Source organism: Mycobacterium sp. SA01, from assembly GCF_041287105.1.
In the GTDB taxonomy this organism is placed as follows: domain Bacteria; phylum Actinomycetota; class Actinomycetes; order Mycobacteriales; family Mycobacteriaceae; genus Mycobacterium.
Genome location: NZ_JBGGNO010000018.1, coordinates 354615 through 377463 on the forward strand (window position 1 = coordinate 354615; position 22849 = coordinate 377463).

Below are 22849 nucleotides of genomic sequence, written 5' to 3' on the forward strand. Positions count from 1 at the left end.
GAATGTCACTGGGCACCGACCTCAAGCGCTACTCCCGAGGCGTCCTGCCCCGCATCGCCTTGGTCACCATCATCCTGATGCCGCTGCTGTACGGAGCGATGTACCTGTGGGCGTTCTGGAATCCGTTCGCCGCGGTCAACAAGGTTCCCGCCGCCCTGGTCAACGAGGACCGTGGCGCCCAGGCTCAGGGCAAACCCCTGCGGGCCGGGGACCAGGTGGCCAAGGCGCTCAAGGATTCCGGCCAACTGCAGCTGCACGAGACGTCGGCGGCCGACGCCGCCCGCGGGCTCGCAGACGGCACCTACTACTTCACGATCACGATCCCGGCCGATTTCAGCGCCGACATCGCCTCGCCCTCCGGCGATGAGCCCACCCCGGCCAGCCTGAAGTTCACCTTCAACGACGCCAACAACTACCTCGGCTCGATCATTGGTCAGAACGCCGCGCGCGAGGTCATCAATCAGGTCAATTCCAGCGTCGGCGAACAGACTGTCGGCACGGTGTTGACCGGGCTCACCGACGCCGGCGTTGGCCTCAAGGCCGCAGCCGACGGCGCCGACCGGCTGGCGTCCGGACTGGACACCGCCGACGCGGGAGCCCACCAACTCGCCACCGGATCGGCCACTCTGGCCACCAGCATGGCCACCGCTCGAGATGGCGCAGCCCAATTGGCCACCGGTACAAAACAATTGAATGCCGCCGTCACCACGGCGACCGATCCGCTGGTGCACGTGCTGGAGCGGGTCGACGGGCTGGGACTGGATCCGGCCGAGGTCGGCGCGGTCGCCGAACACCTCAGCGGAGCGGTGCGCTCGACCTCTGACCGGATAGCGGCGTTGAACATCGACCAGCGGCAGGCCGCAGCGCTGGTCGATCAAGCGGTGGCCACCTTGTCGAACAACCCGGACCCCACGGTGCGCGATGTCGGGACAGTCCTCGCCGGCGCCCAGCGGTTGCTTCGGGCCCAAGGTATCGATCCCACGACCGACGACGGCCTCGCCCGACTGCGCGACAGCGCCGCCCAACTCGAAAACGAGTTGGGCGACCCCACGAGCAAGGTGCGGACCTTCCTCACGGCGGCGGTCGACGGCAGCCTGCGCGCCGAAGTGCTGAAGCTGCGCAGCGGCGTCCAACAGCTCGATTCCGGCACACAGCGGCTCAGCGCCGGCCTGGTGGCGTTGACCGACGGCAGCCGTCAGCTGGCAGCGGGTGCGCAGCGCCTTGCCGACGGCACCGGGCAACTACGGGACGGCAGTCAGGAGCTGGCAGGCAAGCTGCGGGAAGGCTCCACACAGGTTCCGTCGTGGACGCCGCAACAGCGCCAAGTCGTCGCCAAAACCGTTGCCTCTCCGGTGAATCTGGACATGGAGACACACAACCCGGCGGCGACCTTCGGCACCGGATTCGCCCCGTTCTTCCTGCCGCTGGCACTGTTTATCGGAGCGCTGATCATCTGGATGCTTCTGACCCCGCTGCAGTCCCGGCCGATCATCAACGGGCTCGGAGCGCTGCGCGTGGTGCTGGCGTCGTACTGGCCTGCCCTCCTCGTCGCGGTGAGCCAGGTGTTGGTGATGTACGTGGTGGTGCACTACGGCGTCGGGTTGAAGGCTCGCTATCCGGTTGCCACGGTGGCGTTCCTGATCCTGGTCATCGCCGCGTTCCTCGGCATCATCCAGGCCTTCAACGCCGTGTTCGGCGTGGCCGTCGGACGCGTCGTCACGCTGGCGTTCCTGATGCTCCAGCTGGTGTCGGCCGGCGGGATCTATCCGGTGGAGACCACCGCAAAGCCCTTCCAGGTGATTCACCCGGCAGACCCGATGACGTACGCCGTCAACGGTTTACGCCAACTCATCAATGGTGGGATAGACCACCGACTGTGGATCGCGGTGGCGGTGCTCTCCGGCGTCCTCGCCGCATCGCTGGGGGCCACCGCCTGGGCGGCCCGGCGAAACCGCCAATACACGATGGAGCGGCTGCACCCACCCATCGAGGTGTGAGCCCGGCGGCCTCTAGGGTGGGTGGGTGACAACCGAATCGTCGCCGACCGGTTCTGCCGGGTCATCGCTGGCCGCCCAGACCTATGCCGGCCGGATGCCGTCGCACGTCGGGGACATGGCAGTCGAAACCCACGGGATCGCGCCCATTCCGCCGGGCAACCGGTACGGCGGCGCGCGCCGGCTGTTCACCGTGTGGTTCGCCCCGCAGGTGAACATGACGGTGGTGTTCACCGGCACGCTGGCGGTGGTGCTCGGGCTGGGCTTCTGGCTTGGACTGCTGGCGATGGTGATCGGCACGGTGATCGGGTCGCTGGCCGTCGCTTACCTGTCCACCTGGGGCCCGCGCACGGGTACCGCGCAACTTCCCAACGCGCGCATGGCATTTGGCGGCACCGTCGGCGTGGTGGCGGTGATCCAGTGGTTGTCGTCGATCGCCTGGGACGGCCTGGTCGGGTTGTTCGGCGGTGAGGCGCTCGCCGAGTTGCTGGGCATGCCGTTCTGGTTGGCGGTGGTGATCGTGCTGGCGGCCCAGGGTGCAGTAGGGGTCTTCGGCTACGAGGTGATCCACCGGGTGCAGGCGGTGATGACGGTCGTGCTGATCGTCACCTTCGCGGTGTTCGCGTGGAAGCTGATCAGCGGTCACCAGGTGATCTCATTGCCCACCCTGGGCGGCGCCGACCTGGCCGGCGCGTTCGCGCTGGAAGTCACCATCGCGCTGAGCCTGGCGATCTCGTGGGCCAGCTACGCCTCGGACTACAGCCGGTATCTGCCCGTCACCACATCGCGCACGGCGGTGTTCGGCTACACCTTCGGCGGCCTGGCGGTGGCCTACATCGCCGTGCAGGCGATCGGGGTGGCCGCGGCAGGCACGCTCACCGATCAGACTGCGCAGGGCGTGCGCGACATCATGGGCGGCGGCGTGCTGGGCGCGGTGGCACTGCTGGTGATCGCACTGGGGTCGGTGGCCTCCAACGCGATGAACGACTACAGCGGATCGCTGGCGTTGCAGACCGTCGGGGTGCGGGTACGCAGGCCGGTGTCCGCGGTTGTGGTGGTGTTGATCGCGTTCGCGCTCATCATGTGGCTGCACTCCGGCGACCTGGCGTCACGCTTTCAGGGTGTGCTGTTGTTCGTCAGCTACTGGATTCCGGCGTTCGTGGCGATCGTGGCGATCGACTGGCGCTTCCGCAGCGCCGGCCGCGACGCGGTGAACCCGGCCGATGAGGTCACCCCCCGCACTGACGCCGTCGTCGCCCTTGCGGCGTTCTTCGTGGCGTTCGCGGCGGCGGTGCCGTTCATGCACACGAACCTGATCGTCGGGCCGGTGGCGACGGCTCTGCACGGCGCCGATCTGGCGTACTTCGTGAATTTCCTTGTCGCAGCGGCGGTTTACGGCGGCTATCGGGTGATGCGAGCGCGTAGGTCCTAGAGCTCGCCGGCCTCGACGGCTTCGCGGGTGTGCTGGGCGGCGGCGATGTCGCGGGTGGAGAACCCGATGCCCAGCGCGGCCACCCCCACCAGCACGGCGATGCCGGCCACCCACAGCAGCGAGTAGGTATACCCCTGGCCCAGCGCGTCGAGCTGGGCGGGCGTCATGTACTTGACCGGACCCGTCGTTCCGCCCAGGTACAGCGTTCGCGAGGTCTGCACCGCCTGGACGATCACCAGGACCAGCGGACCGCCGAGGTTGAAGACCATCAGGGTGACCGACGAGACGGGGCCGATCTCGCGCGGCCCGACTCCGGCCAGGGTGCACAGCGGCAAGATCACCGAGATGATCCCGATGCCGAGACCGCCGACGACGATCGGGACGAACAGGTCGGGGAAGTACGGAATCGACCGATTCAACGTCGACCCGTAGAGCATGGCCGCCAGCACGAGCAGACCACCGCCGAGGATCACCCACCGCGGCGCGATCCGCAGCGCCAGTTTGGTGGCGGCGACGTTGCCCACCACGAACGCCGCCGCGAACGGCATGAAGCAGATCCCGGCGCGCAACGGCGAGTACCCGAGCACATCCTGAACCAGCAGACCGATCATCACGCTCAGCGTCAACATCACGCCGCCGGCCATGAAGTACGCCGCGAAGGATGCGACACGGCTGCGATTGTCGAATATCGAGAACGGCACCAGCGGGTTGTCGGCGCCGCGCTCGACGATCAGGAAGGAGATGAAGAACACCGCCGCGGCCACGCCCGCACCGATGACCCACGGATCGATCCACCCGCGCGGCGGGCCCTGGGTGAAGACCAGCACGGCCGAGGTACACGCCAGGGTGGCCAGCAGCGCGCCGGTGATGTCGAGCTTGAGTCTCTCGTGCCGGGTCTCCTCGAGCCGGGTCAGACCCACGATGATGATGAAGATTCCGATCGGCACATTGACCAGAAAGGCCAGCCGCCAGGACAAGCCGGTCACCGCACCGCCGGCGACGAGGCCCAGAACGGATCCGAGTCCCTGCATGGCGGCCGAGACGGCCAATGCCTGATTGCGGGCATGTCCGACGGCGTACGTGGTGGCGATCAGCGCCAGACCTGTCGGGGCGGCCACCGCGGCGCCCATCCCCTGCACGGCGCGCGCCACGATCAGCGTCCACTGGTCGTTGGCCAGTCCGCACGCCAGTGAGGCGATGGTGAACACGCCGACGCCGGAGATGAACGCGCGTTTGTGGCCGACGGCGTCGCCGACGCGACCGCCGAGCAGCAGCAGGCCGCCGAAGGCCAACACGTAGGCGGTGATCACCCAGCTCTTGGAGGCATCCGACAAGCCCAGCTCGGCCTGCATCCGCGGCAGCGCGACGATCACGATCGTGCCGTCCAGCGTGGACATCAGCTGCATACCGGTGATCGCGACGATCGCCAGCCCCAGCACTCTGGAGGACAGCGGTCTGGTGGTCGGCTGACGACCACTCACACCAGACATGGGTGACTACCCTACTGGCCGCCGCGGCGGTCGTCGGTGAGCCCTCGCGGAGTTACAGCTCTCCCGCGTCGATCGCGTCCTTGACTTCCTGGGCGTGCGCGACCTGCGCGGCGGTGTAGCCGATGAACAGCGCGACAGCCCCCACGATCACCGCGACGGCGGCGACCCACAGCAGGCCGTAGGTGTAGCCCTGGTCCAGGGCGTGCAGCTGCGCCTCGTTCATCTTCTTCACCGGACCGGTGGTGCCGCCCAAGTACAGGGTGCGCGAGGTGATCACGGCCTGGATGATGGCGAGCACGACGGGTCCGCCGAGGTTCTGCAGCATCAGCGCGATCGCCGACACCGGGCCGATCTGGTCGAAGCCGACACCCGCGATGGCCGACACGGTCAGCGGCACGACGATCATGCCGATGCCGAAGCCGCCGACGGTGATCGGCAGGACCAGGTTCGGGAAGTATGGGATGCCGCCGTTGAGCGTGGAGCCGTAGATCATCGCGGCCAGCACCAGCACGCCACCGGCGATCACCAGGATCCGCGGCGGGAAACGGGACACCAACTGCGAGGATGCGCCGAGGCCGATGCCGAGGGCGATCACGAACGGGATGAAGCCGATCCCGGCCTTCAGTGCGCTGTAGCCCATGATGTCCTGCACGTACAGGCCGATCAGCACCGTCAGCGTGAACATCACGCCGCCGGCCAGGAACACCGCGGCGAACGTCGCCAGCCGGTTGCGGTCACGGAACAGGGCGAACGGCACCACGGGGTTGACCGCGCGACGCTCGACGAACGCGAAGGCGACGAAGGCCAGTACGGCCGCCAGGCCCGAGGCCAGGGTGATGGGCGACTGCCATCCGTTCTCGGGCGCCTGGGCGAAGCCGAAGACCGCCGCGGTACAACCCACGGTCGCCAGCAGCGCACCGGCGGCGTCCATCTTCATGCGCTCACGGTGGGTCTCGCGCAGGGTCTTGCGAGCCAGGTAGATCATCAGCAGGCCGATCGGCACGTTCACCAGGAACGCCAGCCGCCAGGACACCTCGACCAGCGCGCCGCCGACCACCAGGCCCATCACCGAGCCGATGCCCGTCATCGCGGCGAACACCGCGGTCGCCGCGTTGCGCGCCGGCCCCTTCGGGAATGTGGTGGCCACCAGGGCCAGACCGGTCGGTGAGGCGATCGCGGCACCGACACCTTGGAGCAGCCGTGCGATCACCAGCGTCGCCTCGTCCCACGCGACGCCGCACAGGACCGACGCAATGGTGAACAGCGCGACGCCGACGATGAAGGTGCGCTTGCGGCCGATGGTGTCGCCGAGCCGGCCGCCGAGCAGCATCAGCCCGCCGAACGTCAGCACATAAGCGGTGATGACCCAGCTACGGCCGGCATCGGACAACGCCAACTCGTCCTGGATCTTGGGCAGCGCGACGATAGCGACAGTGCTGTCCATCGTGGCCAGCAGCTGCATGCCGCCGATGGCGGTCACCGCGGCGAAGAACCGCCGAGACGGCAACCAGCTCGGGATGTACTTGTTGGTCTTCGCCAGTGCTGCCGGCTCGAGGCGCATCGGGACCGCGCGCTCAGAACTGTTGGCGGTCGCCCGCGCAGCGTCGTTGAGGGCCGTCATACCGAGCTACCCTACAGTAATCTTAAGGATTCTTTAAAGGCCGAACGCCCCGGGAAGGCCCGCGACGGGGCCGATCACGATGATTGCCGGGGGCCTAATACCGTCGGCTCGAATCCGATCAGGCGCATCGCGCAGTGTGGTCCGGAGTATGCGTTCGGCGGCGGTGGTGCCGTGTTGCACCACCAATACCGGTGTTTCCGCAGGTCGGCCGCCCGACATCAATTCCTGGGCAAACAATTCGATGCGTTCGACGGCCATCAACAAAACCAGCGTTCCCGACAATTGCGCCAGCGCATTCCAATTCACTAACGATTCCGGATGGTCGGGTGCCAAATGGCCGCTGACCACCACGAATTCGTGATTGACCGCGCGGTGAGTAACGGGAACACCGGCCATCGCCGGCACCGATATGGCACTGGTCACACCGGGTACGACGGTGACCGGGATGCCGGCCTCCGCGCAGGCCAGAACTTCTTCGTATCCGCGGGCGAACACGAACGGGTCGCCGCCCTTGAAGCGCACCACGAACCGCCCCTCCCGGGCGCGGTCTATAAGAATTTTGTTTATCGCTTCCTGAGCCATCGCCCGGCCATACGGGATCTTCGCGGCATCGATGACCTCGACGTGCGGTCCGAGCTCGGCGAGCAGTTCCGGTGGCGCCAACCGGTCGGCGACGACGACGTCGGCGCGGGCCAGCAGCCGCCGGCCACGCACGGTGATCAGCTCGGGGTCGCCGGGACCGCCCCCGACCAGGGCGACGCTGCCGGGCGTGACGTCGTCCGGAGCCTCGGCGGTGATCAGTCCCTGCTGGAAGGCTTCGCGGATGGCGGTGCGGATCGCCGCCGACCGGCGGTGCTCCCCACCGGCGAGCACACCCACCAGGAGCCCGTCGTGGTCGAACGAGGCCGGGGTGACCGCGCTGCCCTCGCGGGCGATGTCGGCGCGCACACAGAAAATCTGCCGACGGTCGGCCTCGGCGACGATGGCGGCGTTGACGGCCGGGTCGTCGGTCGCGGCGATGGCGTACCAGGCGCCCTCGAGGTCGCCGTCGCGGTAGTCCCGCAATTCCAGCGTGATGCCGGGGTTGGTGGTGGTCAGTACCTCGACAGCCGGTGTCGCGGCCCGGGTGATCACGTGCACATCGGCATCGCGGGCCATCAGGAGCGGAATCCGCCGTTGGGCCACTGTCCCGCCGCCGACCACGACGACCTTCTTGCCGCCCAGGCGTAAGCCGACGAGGTAGGCGTTCTCGGTCACCGGGGCAGCCTAGTCAAGGTTGCGTGCGCGACAAATCGAGCGACCGACTGCGGTTGGGCGACCGGGTGGGTGTGCAGATACGACGCATGCACCCCGGCGTGGACCGCACCCTCCCGAACGGGCTGGCCGTCATGGCCCCGGAACGCCCAGGCCGACTCGGGCGCGTGGATGAATTCCGCTGTGGTGCGGTGGAATTCGTGGCCGACAACGCGCTGACCCGCGGCATGCAGCGATGAGTCACACACCGCCACGGCCTCCCGGTAGCCGAGCGTCAGCCTCGGGGTGAATCGGGCGGAGCCGGCCAGTACCCCGCACATCGGATGGCCGTCCAGGTCGTCCATCAGATAGGCCAGGCCGCCGCATTCGGCCTGCACGGGTGCGTGGCCGGCCAACTCAAGGATCTGGGCGCGCAGTTCGGAGTTCGCCGACAGATCGGCCAGATGCTGCTCAGGAAAGCCGCCCGGCAGGACCATCGCCGCGGTGCGCATGGGCAGGCTGTCGGTGAGCGGATCGAATTCGACGACGTCCGCCCCGGCGGCCCGCAGCAGTTCGCGATGTTCGGCGTAGCCGAAGCTGAAGGCCTTGCCCGCGGCCATCGCGACCACCGGATGCCCCGCGTGGGGTTCGCCGACCACGTCCTCAGGTGCCCACGCCGGCGCCTGCACCCGAGAGGCACCGAGCGCGACGACGGCGGGCAGATCGACGTGACGAGCGATCAGTTCGGTCATCGCGGCGACCGCGGCGCGGGCCTGCTCGCCGTGCTCGACGGCGGTGATCAGCCCCAGATGCCGTGACGGCACGGCCAATTCGTCACGGCGCGGAATCGCACCGAGCACCGGCACCCCGACCGCCTCGCACGCTTGGCGCAGCACCTGTTCGTGGCGGTTGGTGCCGACCCGGTTGAGAATCACCCCGCCGATGTGCACGCCGGTGTGGAACGTCGAGAAGCCTTGCAGCACCGCGGCGATACTCTGCGACTGGCCGCGGGCGTCGACCACCAGGACGACGGGGGCGCCGAGCAGTTGGGCGACGTGGGCGGTGGAGCCGCGCGCGGGTGTGACCGGATGCTCGTCGATACGGCCGTCGAAAAGGCCCATCACGCCTTCGATCACGGCGATGTCGGCATCGCTGCTGCCATGCCGGTACAGCGGGCCGATCAGCTCCTCGGGCACCAGAACGGGGTCGAGGTTGCGGCCCGGCCGGCCCGCGGCGACGGCGTGATAGCCGGGGTCGATGAAGTCCGGTCCGACTTTGAACGGGGCGACCCGTCGGCCGGCGGCCCGCAGCGCGCCGATCAAACCCGTTGCGACGGTGGTCTTTCCGCTTCCCGACGCGGGCGCGGCGATCACCACGGCGGGAATGCTGGTCATGCTCACCACTCGATTCCGCGCTGACCCTTGCGGCCGGCGTCCATCGGGTGTTTGAGCTTGGCCATCTCGGTGACCAGGTCGGCGGCGTCGAGAAGGCGTTGCGGCGCATCACGGCCGGTGATCACGACGTGCTGACCACCCGGCCGGTCGAGGAGAACGTCGACCACCTCGTCGACGTCGATCCAGCCCCACTTGAGCGGATAGGTGAACTCGTCGAGGACATAGAAGTCGTGTCGTTGTTCGGCGAGGCGCCCGGCGATTTCGGTCCACCCTTCGGCGGCGGCCCCGGCGTGATCGTCGGTGGAGCCGGCTTTCCGAGTCCACGACCAGCCGGAGCCCATCTTGTGCCATTCCACGGCTCCGCCGAGTCCCTGCTCGTCATGCAGCCGGCCCAGTGCGGCGAACGCCGACTCCTCGCCGACCTTCCACTTGGCGCTCTTGACGAACTGGAAGACCGCCACACTCATCCCGGCGTTCCACGCGCGCAATGCCATTCCGAACGCCGCGGTGGATTTGCCCTTGCCGGGCCCGGTGTGCACGGCCAGCACCGGGGTGTTGCGACGGGCCCGGGTGGTCAGCCCGTCGTTCGGCACGGTGAGCGGCTGACCCTGCGGCATGGACGTAAACCTTTCCGAACGCTAACGCAGCTTCAGGCGGCCCTGCGCACGGCCTGTGCCAGATAGTCTGCGCGCAGCTGCTCCAGTTGCAGCAGGGGGGCTTCCAGATTCTCGGCCAGATCGGCGGCCAACCCCAGCCGGACGTAGGACGTCTCGCAGTCCACCACCACCGCGGCGGCACCTTCCGCGACCAGCCGGCGGGCCGCGGAACGGCTGCGCCCCAGCGGGTCCGGCCCACCGGTGGCGCGGCCGTCGGTCAGAACCACCACCAGCGGGCGGCGGGTGCGGTCCCGCACTCGTTCGCGGACCACGACGTCCCGCGCCGCCAGCAGTCCTTGCGCCAGCGGCGTGGTGCCACCGGTGTCGAATCGGGTCAGCCGCCGCGAGGCGATGTGCGCCGACGTCGTGGGCGGCAATAGTTCTCGTGCGCCGTCCTGTCGGAAGGTGATGACGGCGACCTTGTCTCGGCGTTGGTAGGCGTCGCGCAGCAGCGACAGTGCCGCACCGGATACCGCCGACATCCGGTCCCGCGCGGCCATCGACCCGGAGGCGTCGACGACGAAGATCACCAGGTTGCCTTCCCGGCCGACCCGGATGGCGCGGCGGATGTCCTCGGGTTGCGGACGCAACCGGCGGTTGCCCGCGGCGGTCAGCACGGTGGCGAACAGGTGCAGACCGTGCCCCTGCTCGGGGGAATCGGTCGCGGTGACCACGGCACCGGAGCGGTTGCGGGCCCGCGAGCGCCTACCGGGGTTGCCCTCCCCCACGCCGGGCACGGTCAGCGCACGGGTCCGGAACGTCGCCGCGGGCGGTGCAGCCGGGCGCGGCGACGAGGACGACGTGCCTTGCGGCGCAGACGATTGCGGAGATCCTTCGCTCGGCTGCCCGCCCCCTGGCGGGTCCGGCTCGGGCTCGGGTTCGGGGCCGGATTCGGGGTCGGCGGCGGCCAACGCTTCGTCGAGCTGCGCCGGGTCCAGGCCCGGGTCGTCGAACGGGTCGCGACGGCGGCGGTGGGGCAGCGCCAGTTCGGCGGCCACCCGAATGTCTTGCTGCTCAACGACTTCGGCTCCACGCCAGGCGGCGTGCGCCACCGCGGTGCGTGCGACCACCAGGTCGGCTCGCATGCCGTCGACGTCGAACGCCGCGCACAGCGCCGCGATCCGGTTCAGTTCGGCATCGGGCAGCACCACTGCGGCCACCCGCGCTCGCGCGGCGGCGATCCGGGCGGCCAGCTCGCTGTCCGCGCCCGCGTGCCGGGTGGCGAATGCGGCGGGATCGGCTTCGTAGGCCAGCCGCTGGCGGATCACCTCGCTGCGCACCGCGACATCGCGGGAGGCGTGCACGTCGACGGTCAACCCGAACCGGTCCAAGAGTTGCGGACGCAGTTCGCCCTCTTCGGGATTCATGGTTCCGATGAGCACGAATCGCGACTCGTGGGAGTGGGAGATGCCGTCGCGCTCGATGTGCACCCGGCCCATCGCGGCGGCGTCGAGCATGATGTCGACGAGGTGGTCGTGCAGGAGGTTGACCTCGTCGACGTAGAGGACGCCACCGTGGGCGCGGGCAAGCAGGCCCGGTGAGAAGGCGTGCTCACCATCGCGCAGCACCTTCTGCAGGTCCAGCGATCCGACGACCCGGTCCTCGGTAGCGCCGATCGGCAACTCGACGAGCCGGGCACCGGCGTCCACCTCGGCCAGGACCGCGGCCAGCGCCCGCACCGCCGTCGACTTCGCGGTGCCCTTCTCGCCGCGGATCAGCACCCCGCCGATCTCGGGGCGCACCGAACACAGGATCAGCGCCAGACGCAGCTGGTCGTGCCCGACGATCGCACTGAACGGAAAAGCGGGTGCGTTCACGGCTTCTCGGTCAAGATCGGTGCGGCCGGGCGCAACATCGGAACGTGTGGGATCCCGTCCTCGACGAATTCGGCTCCGTCGACCACGAATCCGTGGTTGCCGTACATGTCGACAAGGTAGGTCTGGGCGTTGATCCGGCAGGCGTGATCACCGACATCGGCCAGCGCGGCTTGCATCAGCCGGCTGGTGTGGCCCTGCCCGCGGGCCGGGCGCTGGGTGCACACCCGGCCGATGCGGAATGCCTTCTCTCCCCCGGCGTGCTCCTCCATCAGCCGCAGCGTGGCGATCACCGTGCCGTCGGGTTGCTCCAGCCAGAAATGCCGGGTCTCGGCCAGCAGGTCGCGGCCGTCGAGTTCCGGGTAGGGACAAGCCTGTTCGACGACGAACACCTCGACCCGGAGCTTCAGCAGCTCGTAGAGGGTCGCCGCGTCGAGGTCCTTGGCCCAGGACCGGCGCAAGGCGACCGTCACACCACTCCCGCGGGTTCCGGATCACCGGAATCTGACGCGACCGGGGTGCTGTCGGGGCCGGCGGCCCGTGCGGCGTGGCCGGCGTGGGTTCCGCTCTCGAGCCCGAGCACCTTGGTGCCGTGCGCCCACACCTCGCCGAACAGGTCCGGATTCTCCGAGAGCTTGACGCCCAGCGAGGGCACCATCTCCTTGAGCTTGGGCAGCCAGCCCTGGTAGTGGTCGGCGAAGCAGCGTTCGAGAACCTCGATCATCGCCGGGACCGCGGTGGAGGCGCCCGGGGAGGCACCGAGCAGGCCGGCGATCGAACCGTCGGCGGCGGCGAGCACCGTGGTGCCGAACTCCAGCACACCGAGCTTCTTGGAGTCGCGGCGGATGACCTGCACCCGCTGGCCGGCGATGTCCAGCTCCCAGTCGGAATCCCGTGCGGTGGGGGCGAATTCGCGGAGGTTGTCCACCCGGTCGGCTTCGCTGAGAGCCAACTGGCCGATCAGGTACTTCAACAGGCCCATCTCGGTGAGCCCCACGCCGATCATCGAAGCCAGATTGTTGGGCTTGACCGACAGCGGCAGGTCGGTGACCTTGCCTTCCTTCAGGAACTTCGGCGACCACCCCGCGAACGGACCGAACAGCAACCAGGAACGGCCGTTGATCACGCGGGTGTCCAGGTGCGGCACCGACATCGGCGGGGCACCCAGCGGGGGCAGTCCGTACACCTTGGCCTGGTGCGCGGCAGCCAGTTCCGGGTCGCCGGTGCGCAGCCACTGACCGCTGACCGGGAAGCCTCCGAAGCCCTTGGCCTCGGGGATGCCGGCCTTCTGCAACAGCGGCAGCGCACCACCGCCGGCTCCGACGAATACGAACTTGGCCGACAGCTTGCGCTTCTGCCCGGTGCGACGGTTATGGATCTTCACCGTCCAGCCGCCGCCGGACTCCTTGTGCAGATCGAGAACGTCGTGACCGAACAATGTGCTCATGCCGCGCTCGGTGCCGAAGGAGAGCAGCTGACGGGTCAGCGAGCCGAAGTCGACGTCGGTACCGTCCTGGGTCCAGTTCAGGCCGACCGGCTCGGAGAAGTCGCGGCCCTTGGCCATCAGCGGCAGCCGACGGCTGAACTCGTCGCGGTCGTCGATGAACTCCATCGTGGCGAACAACGGGTTGCGCACCAGGGTCTCGCGGCGGCGGCGCAGGTAGTCGACGTGCTCGGCGCCCTGCACGAAGCTGACGTGCGGGATGGGATTCAGGAAGCTGCGGACGTCGGGCAGGATGCCGTTTTCGTGGGCGTAGCTCCAGAACTGGCGGGTGACCTGGAACTGCTCGTTGACGGTGATGGCCTTCGCGATGTCGATGGTGCCGTCGGCCTTTTCCGGCGTGTAGTTCAGTTCGCACAGCGCGGAGTGGCCGGTGCCCGCGTTGTTCCACGGATCGGAGCTCTCGGCGGCTGCGGCGTCCAGGCGTTCGACCAGCGTGATCGACCAGTCCGGCTGGACCAGCCGCAGCAGGGCGCCCAGCGTCGCGCTCATGATTCCCGCACCGACCAGTACGACATCGGTCTTGGTGGTATCTGACACCGGATCGTCGTCCTTTACTTGTGACAGCTGTATAGACAGTCAGGTTATCCCGCCCGACACCGACTTATTCGCGAGAGTCGCCAGCACCACACCCCGCATTGCTCACAGCTAGGGTAGGGGCTGTGACGCCACGGCAGGCCGACTGGGGTGACGACGTCCTGTCCGGCTACCAACAGGCCACCATGGCGTTGGGCCCGGACCCCGATGGTGAGGCAGATCTGTTCGCCACGCTGGTGCGCCGCGCGGACGGCAAACCGGCCACCCACACCGTGCTGGCGGTGCACGGATTCACCGACTATTTCTTCAACACCGACCTGGCCGACCACTTCACCGGCGCCGGGTTCCGGTTCTACGCGCTGGACCAACACAAGTGCGGGCGGTCGTGGCGCGACGGCCAGACGCCGCACTTCACCACCGACCTCGCCCGCTATGACCGCGAGCTGGAGCGGGCGGTCGAGATCATTGCGATCGAGAATCCCGGTACGACCATCCTGGTGTGCGGCCACTCGGCCGGCGGACTGATCGTGTCGCTGTGGCTCGATCGGGTGCGGCGGCGCTCCGCGACCGCGGCGCTGTCCATCGGCGGTCTCGTGTTGAACAGCCCGTGGCTGGATCTGCACGGACCCGCGATCCTGCGCACCCGGCTCACCTCGACGGCCATCGGCGCGATGTCGCGGGTTCGCAAGACCCGGGTGGTGCGCAGCACCAGTAAGGGCGGCTACGGGCTGACACTGCACCGCGACTACCACGGTGAGTTCGACTACAACCTGGAGTGGAAACCGCTGGGCGGCTTCCCGGTGACGTTCGGCTGGATCCACGCGATCCGCCGCGGTCACGCCACATTGCACCGCGGTCTGGACGTCGGCGTGCCGAACCTGATCCTGCGTTCCGATCACAGCGTCACCGAGAGCGCGGACGCGGCGAGCATGCAGCGCGGTGACGCGGTGCTCGACGTCACGCAGATCGCGCGGTGGGCGGGCTGTATCGGTAATCGCACGACGGTGGTGCCGATCCGCGACGCCAAGCACGACGTGTTCCTGTCGCTGGCCGCGCCGCGTGCCGCAGCCTATGACGAGTTGTCGGGCTGGCTGGACTTCTACCGCGCACGCCACACCGCCGCGTCGGCCGCAGGTCAGGGATAAGGGGAAGTCGTTGGAGCACTTCGACATTGCGATCATCGGGACCGGCTCGGGCAACACGATCATCGACGAGCGGTTCAGCGGCAAGAAGATCGCGATCTGCGAGCAGGGCGTGTTCGGCGGCACCTGCCTGAACGTGGGGTGCATCCCCACCAAGATGTTCGTCTACGCCGCCGAGGTGGCCCAGACCGTCCGCGACGCCGCCCGATTCGGCGTCGACGCCCACATCGACGGCGTGCGCTGGACCGATATCGTCTCGCGGGTGTTCGGCCGGATCGATCCGTTGGCGGCCGGTGGCGAGAACTATCGGCGCTCCTCGCCGGACGTGACGGTCTATGACAGCCACACCCGATTCACCGGCCGCGACGACGATCGCTACCGGCTGCGGACCGAGGCCGGTGACGAGTTCACCGCCGCGCAGGTGGTGATCGCCGCGGGTGCGCGGGCGATGGTGCCCGACGCGATCGCCGGTTGCGGTGTCGATGTCCACACCAGCGACACGATCATGCGCATCCCCGAGCTACCCGACCATCTGGTGATCATCGGTGGCGGGTTCGTGGCGGCCGAATTCGCGCATGTCTTCTCGGCATTGGGTAGCCGGGTCACCATCGTCATCCGCGGTGCCGCGATGCTGTCGCACTGCGACGACGCGCTCTGCGAGCGGTTCACCGACATCGCCGCCAAGAAGTGGGAGATCCGCAGCCACCGCAACATGATCGGGGCGCATACCGACGGGTCCCAGACCGTGGTCGAACTCGACGATGGATCGCAAGTGCACGCCGACGCCGTGCTGGTGGCCACCGGCCGCCAGCCGAACGGCGATCTGATGGACGTGCACCTGGCCGGCGTGGAACTCGACGAGCACGGTCTGGTCAAGGTCGACGACTACCAACGCACAACCGCGCGAGGCATTTTCGCCCTCGGTGACGTGTCGTCGCACTATCAGCTCAAGCATGTCGCCAACCACGAGGCCCGGGTGGTGCGGCACAACCTGCTGCAGGACTGGGACGACACTGACGCGTTGATGTACTCCGATCACCGCTTCGTGCCGTCGGCGGTGTTCACCGACCCGCAGATCGCCTGCGTCGGGCTCACCGAAAACGAAGCCCGCGCAGCCGGATACAAGATCAACGTCAAGGTGCAGGACTACTCCGACGTGGCGTACGGCTGGGCGATGGAGGACAGCACGGGGTTCGCCAAGCTCATCGTCGAGCAGGACAGCGGCAAGATCCTGGGCGCCCACATCATGGGGTACCAGGCATCGTCGTTGATCCAGCCGCTGATCCAGGCGATGAGTTTCGGGCTGCCCGGTCAGGAGATGGCCCGAGGTCAGTACTGGATTCACCCGGCCCTGCCCGAAGTGATCGAGAACGCACTGCTGGCGTTGTGCGGCGAGCCGCCCTGGCCGCCGTCGCGCCGGCACTGACGTCCCCACTAGCCCGCGACTGTCGCCACGATGGCTCGCGCGCTCGGCTTGACGTGATGCACACAACACTCCACACTTGCAGTCATGTGCGGTCAAAAAGCCACAAAATCGGTCAGCTGAGATGCTGCCCGTCGCACGGCAAGAAGCGATCGTGGAGGCCGTCAGCAGCTCCGGCCAGGCCGTCAGCACCGACGACCTGGTCCGCCGGCTGGGCGTCTCCGCGGAGACCGTACGCCGCGATCTGGCACTGCTGGAGGAGCGTGGCGTGATCCGCCGCGTGCATGGCGGTGCCGCCGCGGTCGACCAGCGCCGAGCGATGGAACCGTCGTTCACCGAACGCTCGGTCATCCGCCATCAGGCGAAGGCTCAGATTGCGAAAGTCGCTGTGGGACTGATGGAGAACGGCCAGACCGTGGTCCTGGACATCGGCACGACTGCGGTCGCCGTCGCCCAGGCGATCCCGCGCGGATTCACCGGCACGATCGTCACGCCGTCGCTGCCGGTGGCCGTCGAATTGGCCGACCGCCCCGGCATCCAGGTGCTGCTGGCCGGCGGGCGCGTCCGCCCCGGCGACCTGGCCTGCTCGAATGCCCACACCAAAGCCTTTTTCGCCGACATCTATCCCGATCTCGCATTGATCGGCTCCGGCGGGGTCGACGCCCGCTCGGGGCTCACCGATTTCCATCTCGACGAGATCGACGTCCGGCGCACGATCATCGCCAACAGCGCGCGCAGCTACATCCTGGCCGATTCCTCCAAGCTCGGCCAGGTGGCGCCGCACCGGGTGTGTGCCCTCAGCGCGGTCGACGGCCTGATCACCGACCAAAGCACCGACACGGCTGTTGCAGCAGCCTTCGACGAGACGGGAGGTGTGGTCTTGTCAGCGCGGCCGCCGGCCGCAGCCACTGCCTGAATCGCTCCCCCCACATGGGTGCGGGCGGCGTTGCAGCGCCGCCCGCGGGACCGAACCTCATATCCGAATCACTCAGAGTCAGAAAGACCGATCCAGTGACACATTCTTCCACACCGCCACCCGCGGGAACCCCTTCTCGAGACGTCTCTCAGGGCACCTATACCGACACCCTGGAGCGCTCCACCGGGCGATTCGCCTCCTTCGCAGTGGCATTCGCCTTCGTCTCGATCGCCACCGGCATCTTCACCACGTACGGCAGTGTCCTGAAAAGCTCCGGCCCACTGGGCATCTGGACGTGGCCCATCGTGATCATCGGGCAGCTGGCGGTCGCCCTGCTGCTCGGCGCGCTGGCCGCCCGGATCCCGGTGACCGGCTACGCCTATCAGTGGGTGTCCCGGCTGGCCAACCCGATCCTGGGGTGGATCACCGGCTGGATCTCGTTCACCTTCCTGGCCATCGTGGCCGTCGCGGTGGACTACACCGTCGCGGCGACGGTCGTTCCGGCGTTGTTCGACTTCACCGGCACGGCACTGACGTCGTTCTTGATCACCGCCGCCATCCTGCTGTTGCAGGGTCTTCTGGTCGCGGTCTCGACGAAGTGGACCGAACGGGTGAACAACTTCGCGGTCAGTGCTGAACTGATCGGCATGGTGGCGCTGGTCGTCCTGCTGTTCATCGTGGGTGTGGTCACCCACAAACTGTCGGCGGGCAACTTGTTCTCCCGCGGCGACATCCCTGCCGAGGGTTACTGGAACTTCGGCACCGCGACCGCCGCCGGCCCCTGGATGCTGGGCTTCCTGCTCGGCGCGTTCACCATCGTCGGCTTCGAATCCGCCGCGAACCTGGCCGAGGAGACCAAGCAGCCGGAAGTTGTTGTGCCACGGGCGATGTGGCAGGCCGTGCTGGCCTCAGGCGTGCTGGGCTTCCTGTTCCTGCTGGTGGTGACCGCCGCGGTCAACGATCCGACGGCGCTGGCCGAGTCGGGAACTCCGATCGCCGACGTCATCCGCGACATCCTCGGCTCATTCGTCGGGACCGCGCTGCTGATCCTGGTCGCCATCGCGATCTTCGCCTGCGGTCTGGTGATCGTGATGAGCGGTGTGCGACTGACCTGGGCGATGTCCCGCGATCAGCGCTTCCCCGGCTGGCAGGCGCTGCACAAGGTGTCTCCCCGCACCAAGACCCCGTTGAACGCCACGATCGCGATGACCACGATCTCGGCGGTGATCCTCGGCGTCTTCTCCACGAGTACCGACGCGCTGTTCATCCTGTTCTCCGCCGCGACCCTGCTGCCGGCCGTCATCTATGCCATCACCGTGGCGCTCTACATCGCCAAGCGGCGTCAGCTGCCGCAGAGCGCGGCGTTCAGCCTCGGCCGGTGGGAGGTCCCGATCATCGTCGTGGCGGTGGCGTGGCTGGTGTTCGCGCTGTCGTTGTTCCGCGACGCCTCGTTCCGGCAGCCGTGGCTCTATGTGCTGGTGATGGTGGCGATCGGCGCGGTCTACCTGGGCTACCTGTTGATCACCCGCGGTCGCGACGGGCTCAAGATGCCCGAATTGCGTTCGATAGACGCCGAACTCGACAGCGCGGCCGGCGCACGGCAAGTCGCCGAGGACGTGCCGCGATGAGTGTCCTGGCCATCGACCAGGGCACGTCGGGAACCAAGGCCATCGTCGTTGACCCCGACGAAGGCGTGGTGGGGCTGGCCGAAGTCGCCGTGCATCCGCGGTATCTCGAGGGCGGTGGCGTCGAACAGAGCCCGGACGAGTTGCTCGAGTCGGTCCTGATCGCCGGGCGCGCAGCGGTGGCCCAGGCGAACCGCCCGATCGACGCGGTCTCGTTGGCCAACCAGGGCGAGACGGTCCTGGCCTGGGATCCCGATACCGGCCGTGCTCTGACGCCGGCGATCGTGTGGCAAGACCGCCGTGCCGAACCGCTGTGCGCGGCCATGCGCGAGTGGGGCGAGATGCTGGCCGCCCGCACCGGGCTGGTGCTCGACCCCTACTTCTCGGCACCGAAGATGGCCTGGCTGCGTCGCAATGTCGAGACCGACGGAGTGGTCACTACATCGGACACCTGGCTGCTGCATCAGCTGACCGGAGCGTTCGTCACCGACGCCACCACCGCGAGTCGCTCCCTGGCGGTGGATCTGGGCGCCAAGGAGTGGAACCACGAGTTGCTGGCGCTGTTCGAGCTCGACGGCGAACGCCTACCGGCCATCGTCGGCAATGACGAAACAATCGGCACGACAACGGCATTCGGCGGCGAAATTCCGGTCGGCGGTATCGTCGTCGATCAGCAGGCAGCCCTGCTTGCCGAGGCCTGCCTGGAGCCGGGCATGGCCAAATGCACCTTCGGGACCGGCGCGTTCCTGCTGGCCAACACCGGAACCACCGGCGTGCACTCCACCACCGGCTTGACCTCCTCGGTGGCATGGCGGATCGGGGGCCGCGACACGTTCTGCGTCGACGGTCAGGTGTACACCGCGGCGTCGGCCGTGCGCTGGCTCAGCTCGCTCGGCATCGTCGGCGGCGCCGAGGAGATGGATGGCATCGCAGCCAAGGACAGCAGCGGGGTGCTGTGTGTGCCCGCACTGGCCGGTCTGGCGGCACCGTGGTGGAAATCTCAAGCCAAGGCGTCCATTTCGGGGATGACGTTGTCGACCGATCGCGGTCATCTGGTGCTGGCCGTCCTGCAGGGCATCGCCGCCCAGATCGCCGAATTGGTGACCGCCATCAACGCCGACACCCCGACGCCGCTGACCACGTTGCGCGCCGACGGCGGACTGACCCAGTCCACCGTCCTCATGCAGGCCTGCGCCGATATCCTGCAGGTGCCCGTCGAGGTGTACCCGTCCGCCCATGCCACCGCGCTCGGTGCCGCGGCGCTGGCCCGGCTGAGCCGGTCTCCGAATCAGTCTCTGTCCGAGGTCGTTCCGGACTGGGCACCTGCGGCGACCTACGAACCGAGTTGGACAGGACAGCAGGCCAACGGCTTTCGTGATCGGTGGCGTGAACTTGCCGCCACCACCTACCCCTCCCAGGAGACGTGATGACCACCCCCACCGCCTACGACGTCGTCGTCATAGGCGCGGGCATCGTCGGATCGGCGATCGCCCGTGAACTGTCCGGCCACCAACTCTCGGTCGCGCTCATCGAGGCCCGTAGCGACGTCGGCGACGGCACCAGTAAGGCCAACACCGCGATCCTGCACACCGGCTTCGACGCGAAGCCCGGCACGCTCGAGTCTGCGATGGTGCACCGCGGCTACCACCTGCTCTCCGACTACGCCTCGCACACCGGCATCCCGGTCGAACGAACCGGAGCCATCCTGGTGGCCTGGGACCAGGAGCAAGTCGACGCCCTACCCGGCTTGCGGAAGAAAGCCGAAGACAACGGCTACCATGACTGCGAAATCATCGATGCCGCAGCGGTTTACGCCGATATCCCGAACCTCGGACCGGGCGCACTCGGTGGCTTGACCGTCCCCGACGAATCGATCATCTGCACGTGGACGGTCAACCTCGCACTGGCCACCGATGCCGTCAACCGCGGCACCGTGCTGCTGACCGGCCACCGGGTCGACGGCGTCGACATCGCAGCGGATGCCACCACTCTTCACACCAGCGGCGGGGAGGTCACCGCACGCTGGATCGTCAACGCATCGGGACTCGGCGCCGATCTCGTCGACGCCTTGTTCGGCTATCAGCGGTTCACGGTCACCCCGCGCCGCGGCGAACTCATCGTCTACGACAAGCTCGCCCGTGCACTGGTGGACAAGATCGTGTTGCCGGTGCCGACCGCGCGCGGCAAGGGCGTGCTGGTCAGTCCGACCATCTACGGCAATGTCATGCTCGGACCCACGTCCGAAGATCTGCAGGACCGCACCGCCACCGGCACCTCCGAAGCCGGCTTCGATTTCCTGCTCGGCAAGGGCAGGACTCTGATGCCACGCCTCCTCGAGGAGGAAGTGACCGCCACCTACTCCGGGCTCCGTGCGGCCATCGACAACGGCGATTACCTCATCGAGGCCGATACCGCGCAGCACTACCTCCTGGTCGGCGGTATCCGCTCCACCGGCCTGACCGCGGGTATGGCAATCGCCGAATACGTGCGGGATCAGCTCGCCGACGCCGGTCTGTCGTTGGTGCCGAAGGCCGAACTGCCGGCTCCCCCGCAGATGCCGAATCTGGGCGAGGCATTCCCCCGCCCCTTCCAGCAGCCCGACGCCATCGCCGCCGACCCCGCCTACGGGCGCATCGTGTGCTTCTGCGAGCGGGTCACCGAGGGTGAGATTCGCGACGCCTGCCATTCGGTGATCCCGCCCGCCACCGTGGAGGGACTGCGGCGACGCACCCGCGTGATGAACGGCCGCTGCCAGGCGTTCTTCTGCGGCGCCGAAGTTCAGTCGGTGTTCGACCGTGAGACTCACCAGGAGAGCCGCCGATGACCGCCACCGAAACGGTCGACGTCGCGATCGTCGGCGCCGGCCCCGCCGGACTGACGGCGGCCGCCGACCTGGCCCGCACCAGCACGCTGAATATCGTTGTTCTGGAACGTGAGTCGGAAGCCGGTGGGATCCCGCGGCACAGCGATCACCCGGGCTACGGAATACGTGACCGCAAGACGTTCATCAGCGGGCCCGCCTACGCGCAACGGCTCACCCGGGATGCCCGCGCCGCCGGCGCGGCGATACGCACCAGTGCGATGGTCACCGGTTGGGCCGACGATCAGACTCTCGAAATCACCTCGCCGCAGGGGCGCTACCACCTCACCGCCCGGGCCATCGTCCTGGCCACCGGGGCACGTGAGCGACCACGCCCGGCCCGGTTGATTCCCGGCGATCGCGGGGCGGGCGTCTACACCACCGGCCTGTTGCAGAACGCGGTGCATCTCAAGCATCGCGCCGTCGGCAGGCGTGCCGTCGTGGTCGGTGCCGAGCTGGTCAGCTACTCGGCGGTGCTCACCCTCAAACACGTCGGCTGCCAGACCGTCTTGATGACAACCGAATACCCGTCGCCGGAGTCCTACGGCTTGTTCAACCTCGCCGGCCGGTCACCGCTGCTGGGACTGCAGATCGCCACACGCACCCGAGTGGTGCGGATCATCGGCACGCCGACAGTCACCGGCGTCGAGGTCGAGAATCTCGACACCGGTGAACGCCGGATCGTCGACTGCGACACCGTCGTCCTGACCGGCGATTGGATCCCGGACCACGAACTCGCCCGCAGCACCGGCCTCGACATCGATCCCGGAACTCTCGGTCCGGTCGTGGACACCGCGCTGCGAACCAGCCGACCCGGGGTCTTCGCGATCGGCAACCTGCTGCACCCCGTCGACACCGCCGATATCGCCGCACTCGACGGCCGCCACGTCGCCGGCCAGGTCCGCGCACACCTGGCGGGACACCGGCCTACGGATGCGGGGGTTCCGATCCACGCCGCGGCGCCGTTGCGCTGGGTGGCTCCCAATCTGCTGCGTCCCGGCGATCCGGCGCCCGCCCGGCACCGGCTGCTGTTGTGGACTGATCGGCTGGTCCGCATTCCCAAAGTCGTTGCCCGCCAGGATGGTGCCGTCATCGGCCGCACGACGCTGCCCTGGCCCGCATCGCCCGGGCGAGTGTTCCGGGTCCCGTCCAGAATCCTGGATGGTGTCGACGCGGGTGGCGGCCCCGTCGTCCTGTCGCTCGCCGACTGA

At 68.2% G+C, this 22849-nt stretch carries 17 protein-coding genes; 9 read left to right on the top strand and 8 right to left on the bottom strand.

Features of this window, described 5'->3' with window-relative positions:
- Positions 1-2 precede the first annotated feature (2 nt).
- Positions 3-1997, top strand: coding sequence for a YhgE/Pip family protein (locus AB4879_RS14705; RefSeq protein WP_370508161.1), 1995 nt, complete (start codon positions 3-5; stop codon positions 1995-1997).
- Between the two features lie 94 nt (positions 1998-2091).
- Positions 2092-3426, top strand: a complete 1335-nt coding sequence (locus AB4879_RS14710; RefSeq protein ID WP_102806968.1) for a cytosine permease — start codon at positions 2092-2094, stop codon at positions 3424-3426.
- Here AB4879_RS14710 and AB4879_RS14715 read toward each other — a convergent pair.
- From AB4879_RS14715 to mqo, 8 genes are read right to left on the bottom strand one after another with little or no spacing between them, the layout of a single operon-like run.
- Positions 3423-4916 carry an MFS transporter gene (locus AB4879_RS14715; protein WP_102806795.1) on the bottom strand — a complete coding sequence of 498 codons (1494 nt, stop codon included), beginning with the start codon at positions 4914-4916 and terminating at the stop codon, positions 3423-3425. The two genes, AB4879_RS14710 and AB4879_RS14715, sit on opposite strands and share 4 nt — an antisense overlap.
- Before the next feature lie 52 nt (positions 4917-4968).
- The gene (locus AB4879_RS14720) at positions 4969-6537 is read right to left on the bottom strand and encodes an MFS transporter (protein ID WP_102806796.1); all 1569 of its coding nucleotides are present in this window, start codon (positions 6535-6537) and stop codon (positions 4969-4971) included.
- Between the two features lie 33 nt (positions 6538-6570).
- Positions 6571-7794 carry a uroporphyrinogen-III C-methyltransferase gene (gene cobA, locus AB4879_RS14725; protein WP_102806797.1) on the bottom strand — a complete coding sequence of 408 codons (1224 nt, stop codon included), beginning with the start codon at positions 7792-7794 and terminating at the stop codon, positions 6571-6573.
- Positions 7791-9164, bottom strand: coding sequence for a cobyrinate a,c-diamide synthase (locus AB4879_RS14730; protein WP_370508162.1), 1374 nt, complete (start codon positions 9162-9164; stop codon positions 7791-7793). Before AB4879_RS14730 ends, cobA begins: the two co-directional genes overlap by 4 nt.
- 2 nt (positions 9165-9166) lie before the next feature.
- A complete protein-coding gene (gene cobO / locus AB4879_RS14735; protein WP_102806799.1) occupies positions 9167-9781 on the bottom strand; it encodes a cob(I)yrinic acid a,c-diamide adenosyltransferase in 615 nt (204 codons plus the stop codon).
- A 32-nt stretch (positions 9782-9813) separates the two neighbouring features.
- Positions 9814-11637 (bottom strand): VWA domain-containing protein, encoded by a 1824-nt coding sequence (locus AB4879_RS14740; protein WP_370508163.1) that lies wholly within the window; start codon positions 11635-11637, stop codon positions 9814-9816.
- On the bottom strand, positions 11634-12107 hold the full coding sequence (locus tag AB4879_RS14745; protein WP_102806801.1) for a GNAT family N-acetyltransferase: 474 nt from the start codon (positions 12105-12107) through the stop codon (positions 11634-11636). Before AB4879_RS14745 ends, AB4879_RS14740 begins: the two co-directional genes overlap by 4 nt.
- Entirely contained in the window at positions 12104-13675 is a 1572-nt protein-coding gene (gene mqo / locus AB4879_RS14750) for a malate dehydrogenase (quinone) (RefSeq protein WP_102806802.1), read from the bottom strand. Before mqo ends, AB4879_RS14745 begins: the two co-directional genes overlap by 4 nt.
- Positions 13676-13857: 182 nt before the next feature.
- Between mqo and AB4879_RS14755 the strand changes: the two genes are divergently transcribed.
- From AB4879_RS14755 to AB4879_RS14785, 7 genes are all read left to right on the top strand, one after another.
- Positions 13858-14817 (top strand): alpha/beta hydrolase, encoded by a 960-nt coding sequence (locus AB4879_RS14755; RefSeq protein WP_370508330.1) that lies wholly within the window; start codon positions 13858-13860, stop codon positions 14815-14817.
- Positions 14818-14827: 10 nt separating this feature from the next.
- A complete protein-coding gene (gene mtr, locus AB4879_RS14760) occupies positions 14828-16240 on the top strand; it encodes a mycothione reductase (protein ID WP_370508164.1) in 1413 nt (470 codons plus the stop codon).
- 121 nt (positions 16241-16361) lie between these two features.
- Complete coding sequence (locus AB4879_RS14765; RefSeq protein WP_370508165.1) at positions 16362-17153, top strand: DeoR/GlpR family DNA-binding transcription regulator; 792 nt, start codon at positions 16362-16364, stop codon at positions 17151-17153.
- Between the two features lie 95 nt (positions 17154-17248).
- Positions 17249-18781 (top strand): amino acid permease, encoded by a 1533-nt coding sequence (locus tag AB4879_RS14770; RefSeq protein ID WP_370508166.1) that lies wholly within the window; start codon positions 17249-17251, stop codon positions 18779-18781.
- Positions 18778-20205, top strand: coding sequence for an FGGY family carbohydrate kinase (locus AB4879_RS14775; protein WP_370508167.1), 1428 nt, complete (start codon positions 18778-18780; stop codon positions 20203-20205). Before AB4879_RS14770 ends, AB4879_RS14775 begins: the two co-directional genes overlap by 4 nt.
- Entirely contained in the window at positions 20205-21602 is a 1398-nt protein-coding gene (locus AB4879_RS14780; protein ID WP_370508168.1) for an NAD(P)/FAD-dependent oxidoreductase, read from the top strand. Before AB4879_RS14775 ends, AB4879_RS14780 begins: the two co-directional genes overlap by 1 nt.
- A complete protein-coding gene (locus tag AB4879_RS14785; RefSeq protein WP_370508169.1) occupies positions 21599-22849 on the top strand; it encodes an NAD(P)/FAD-dependent oxidoreductase in 1251 nt (416 codons plus the stop codon). The genes AB4879_RS14780 and AB4879_RS14785 overlap by 4 nt, the downstream gene beginning before the upstream one ends.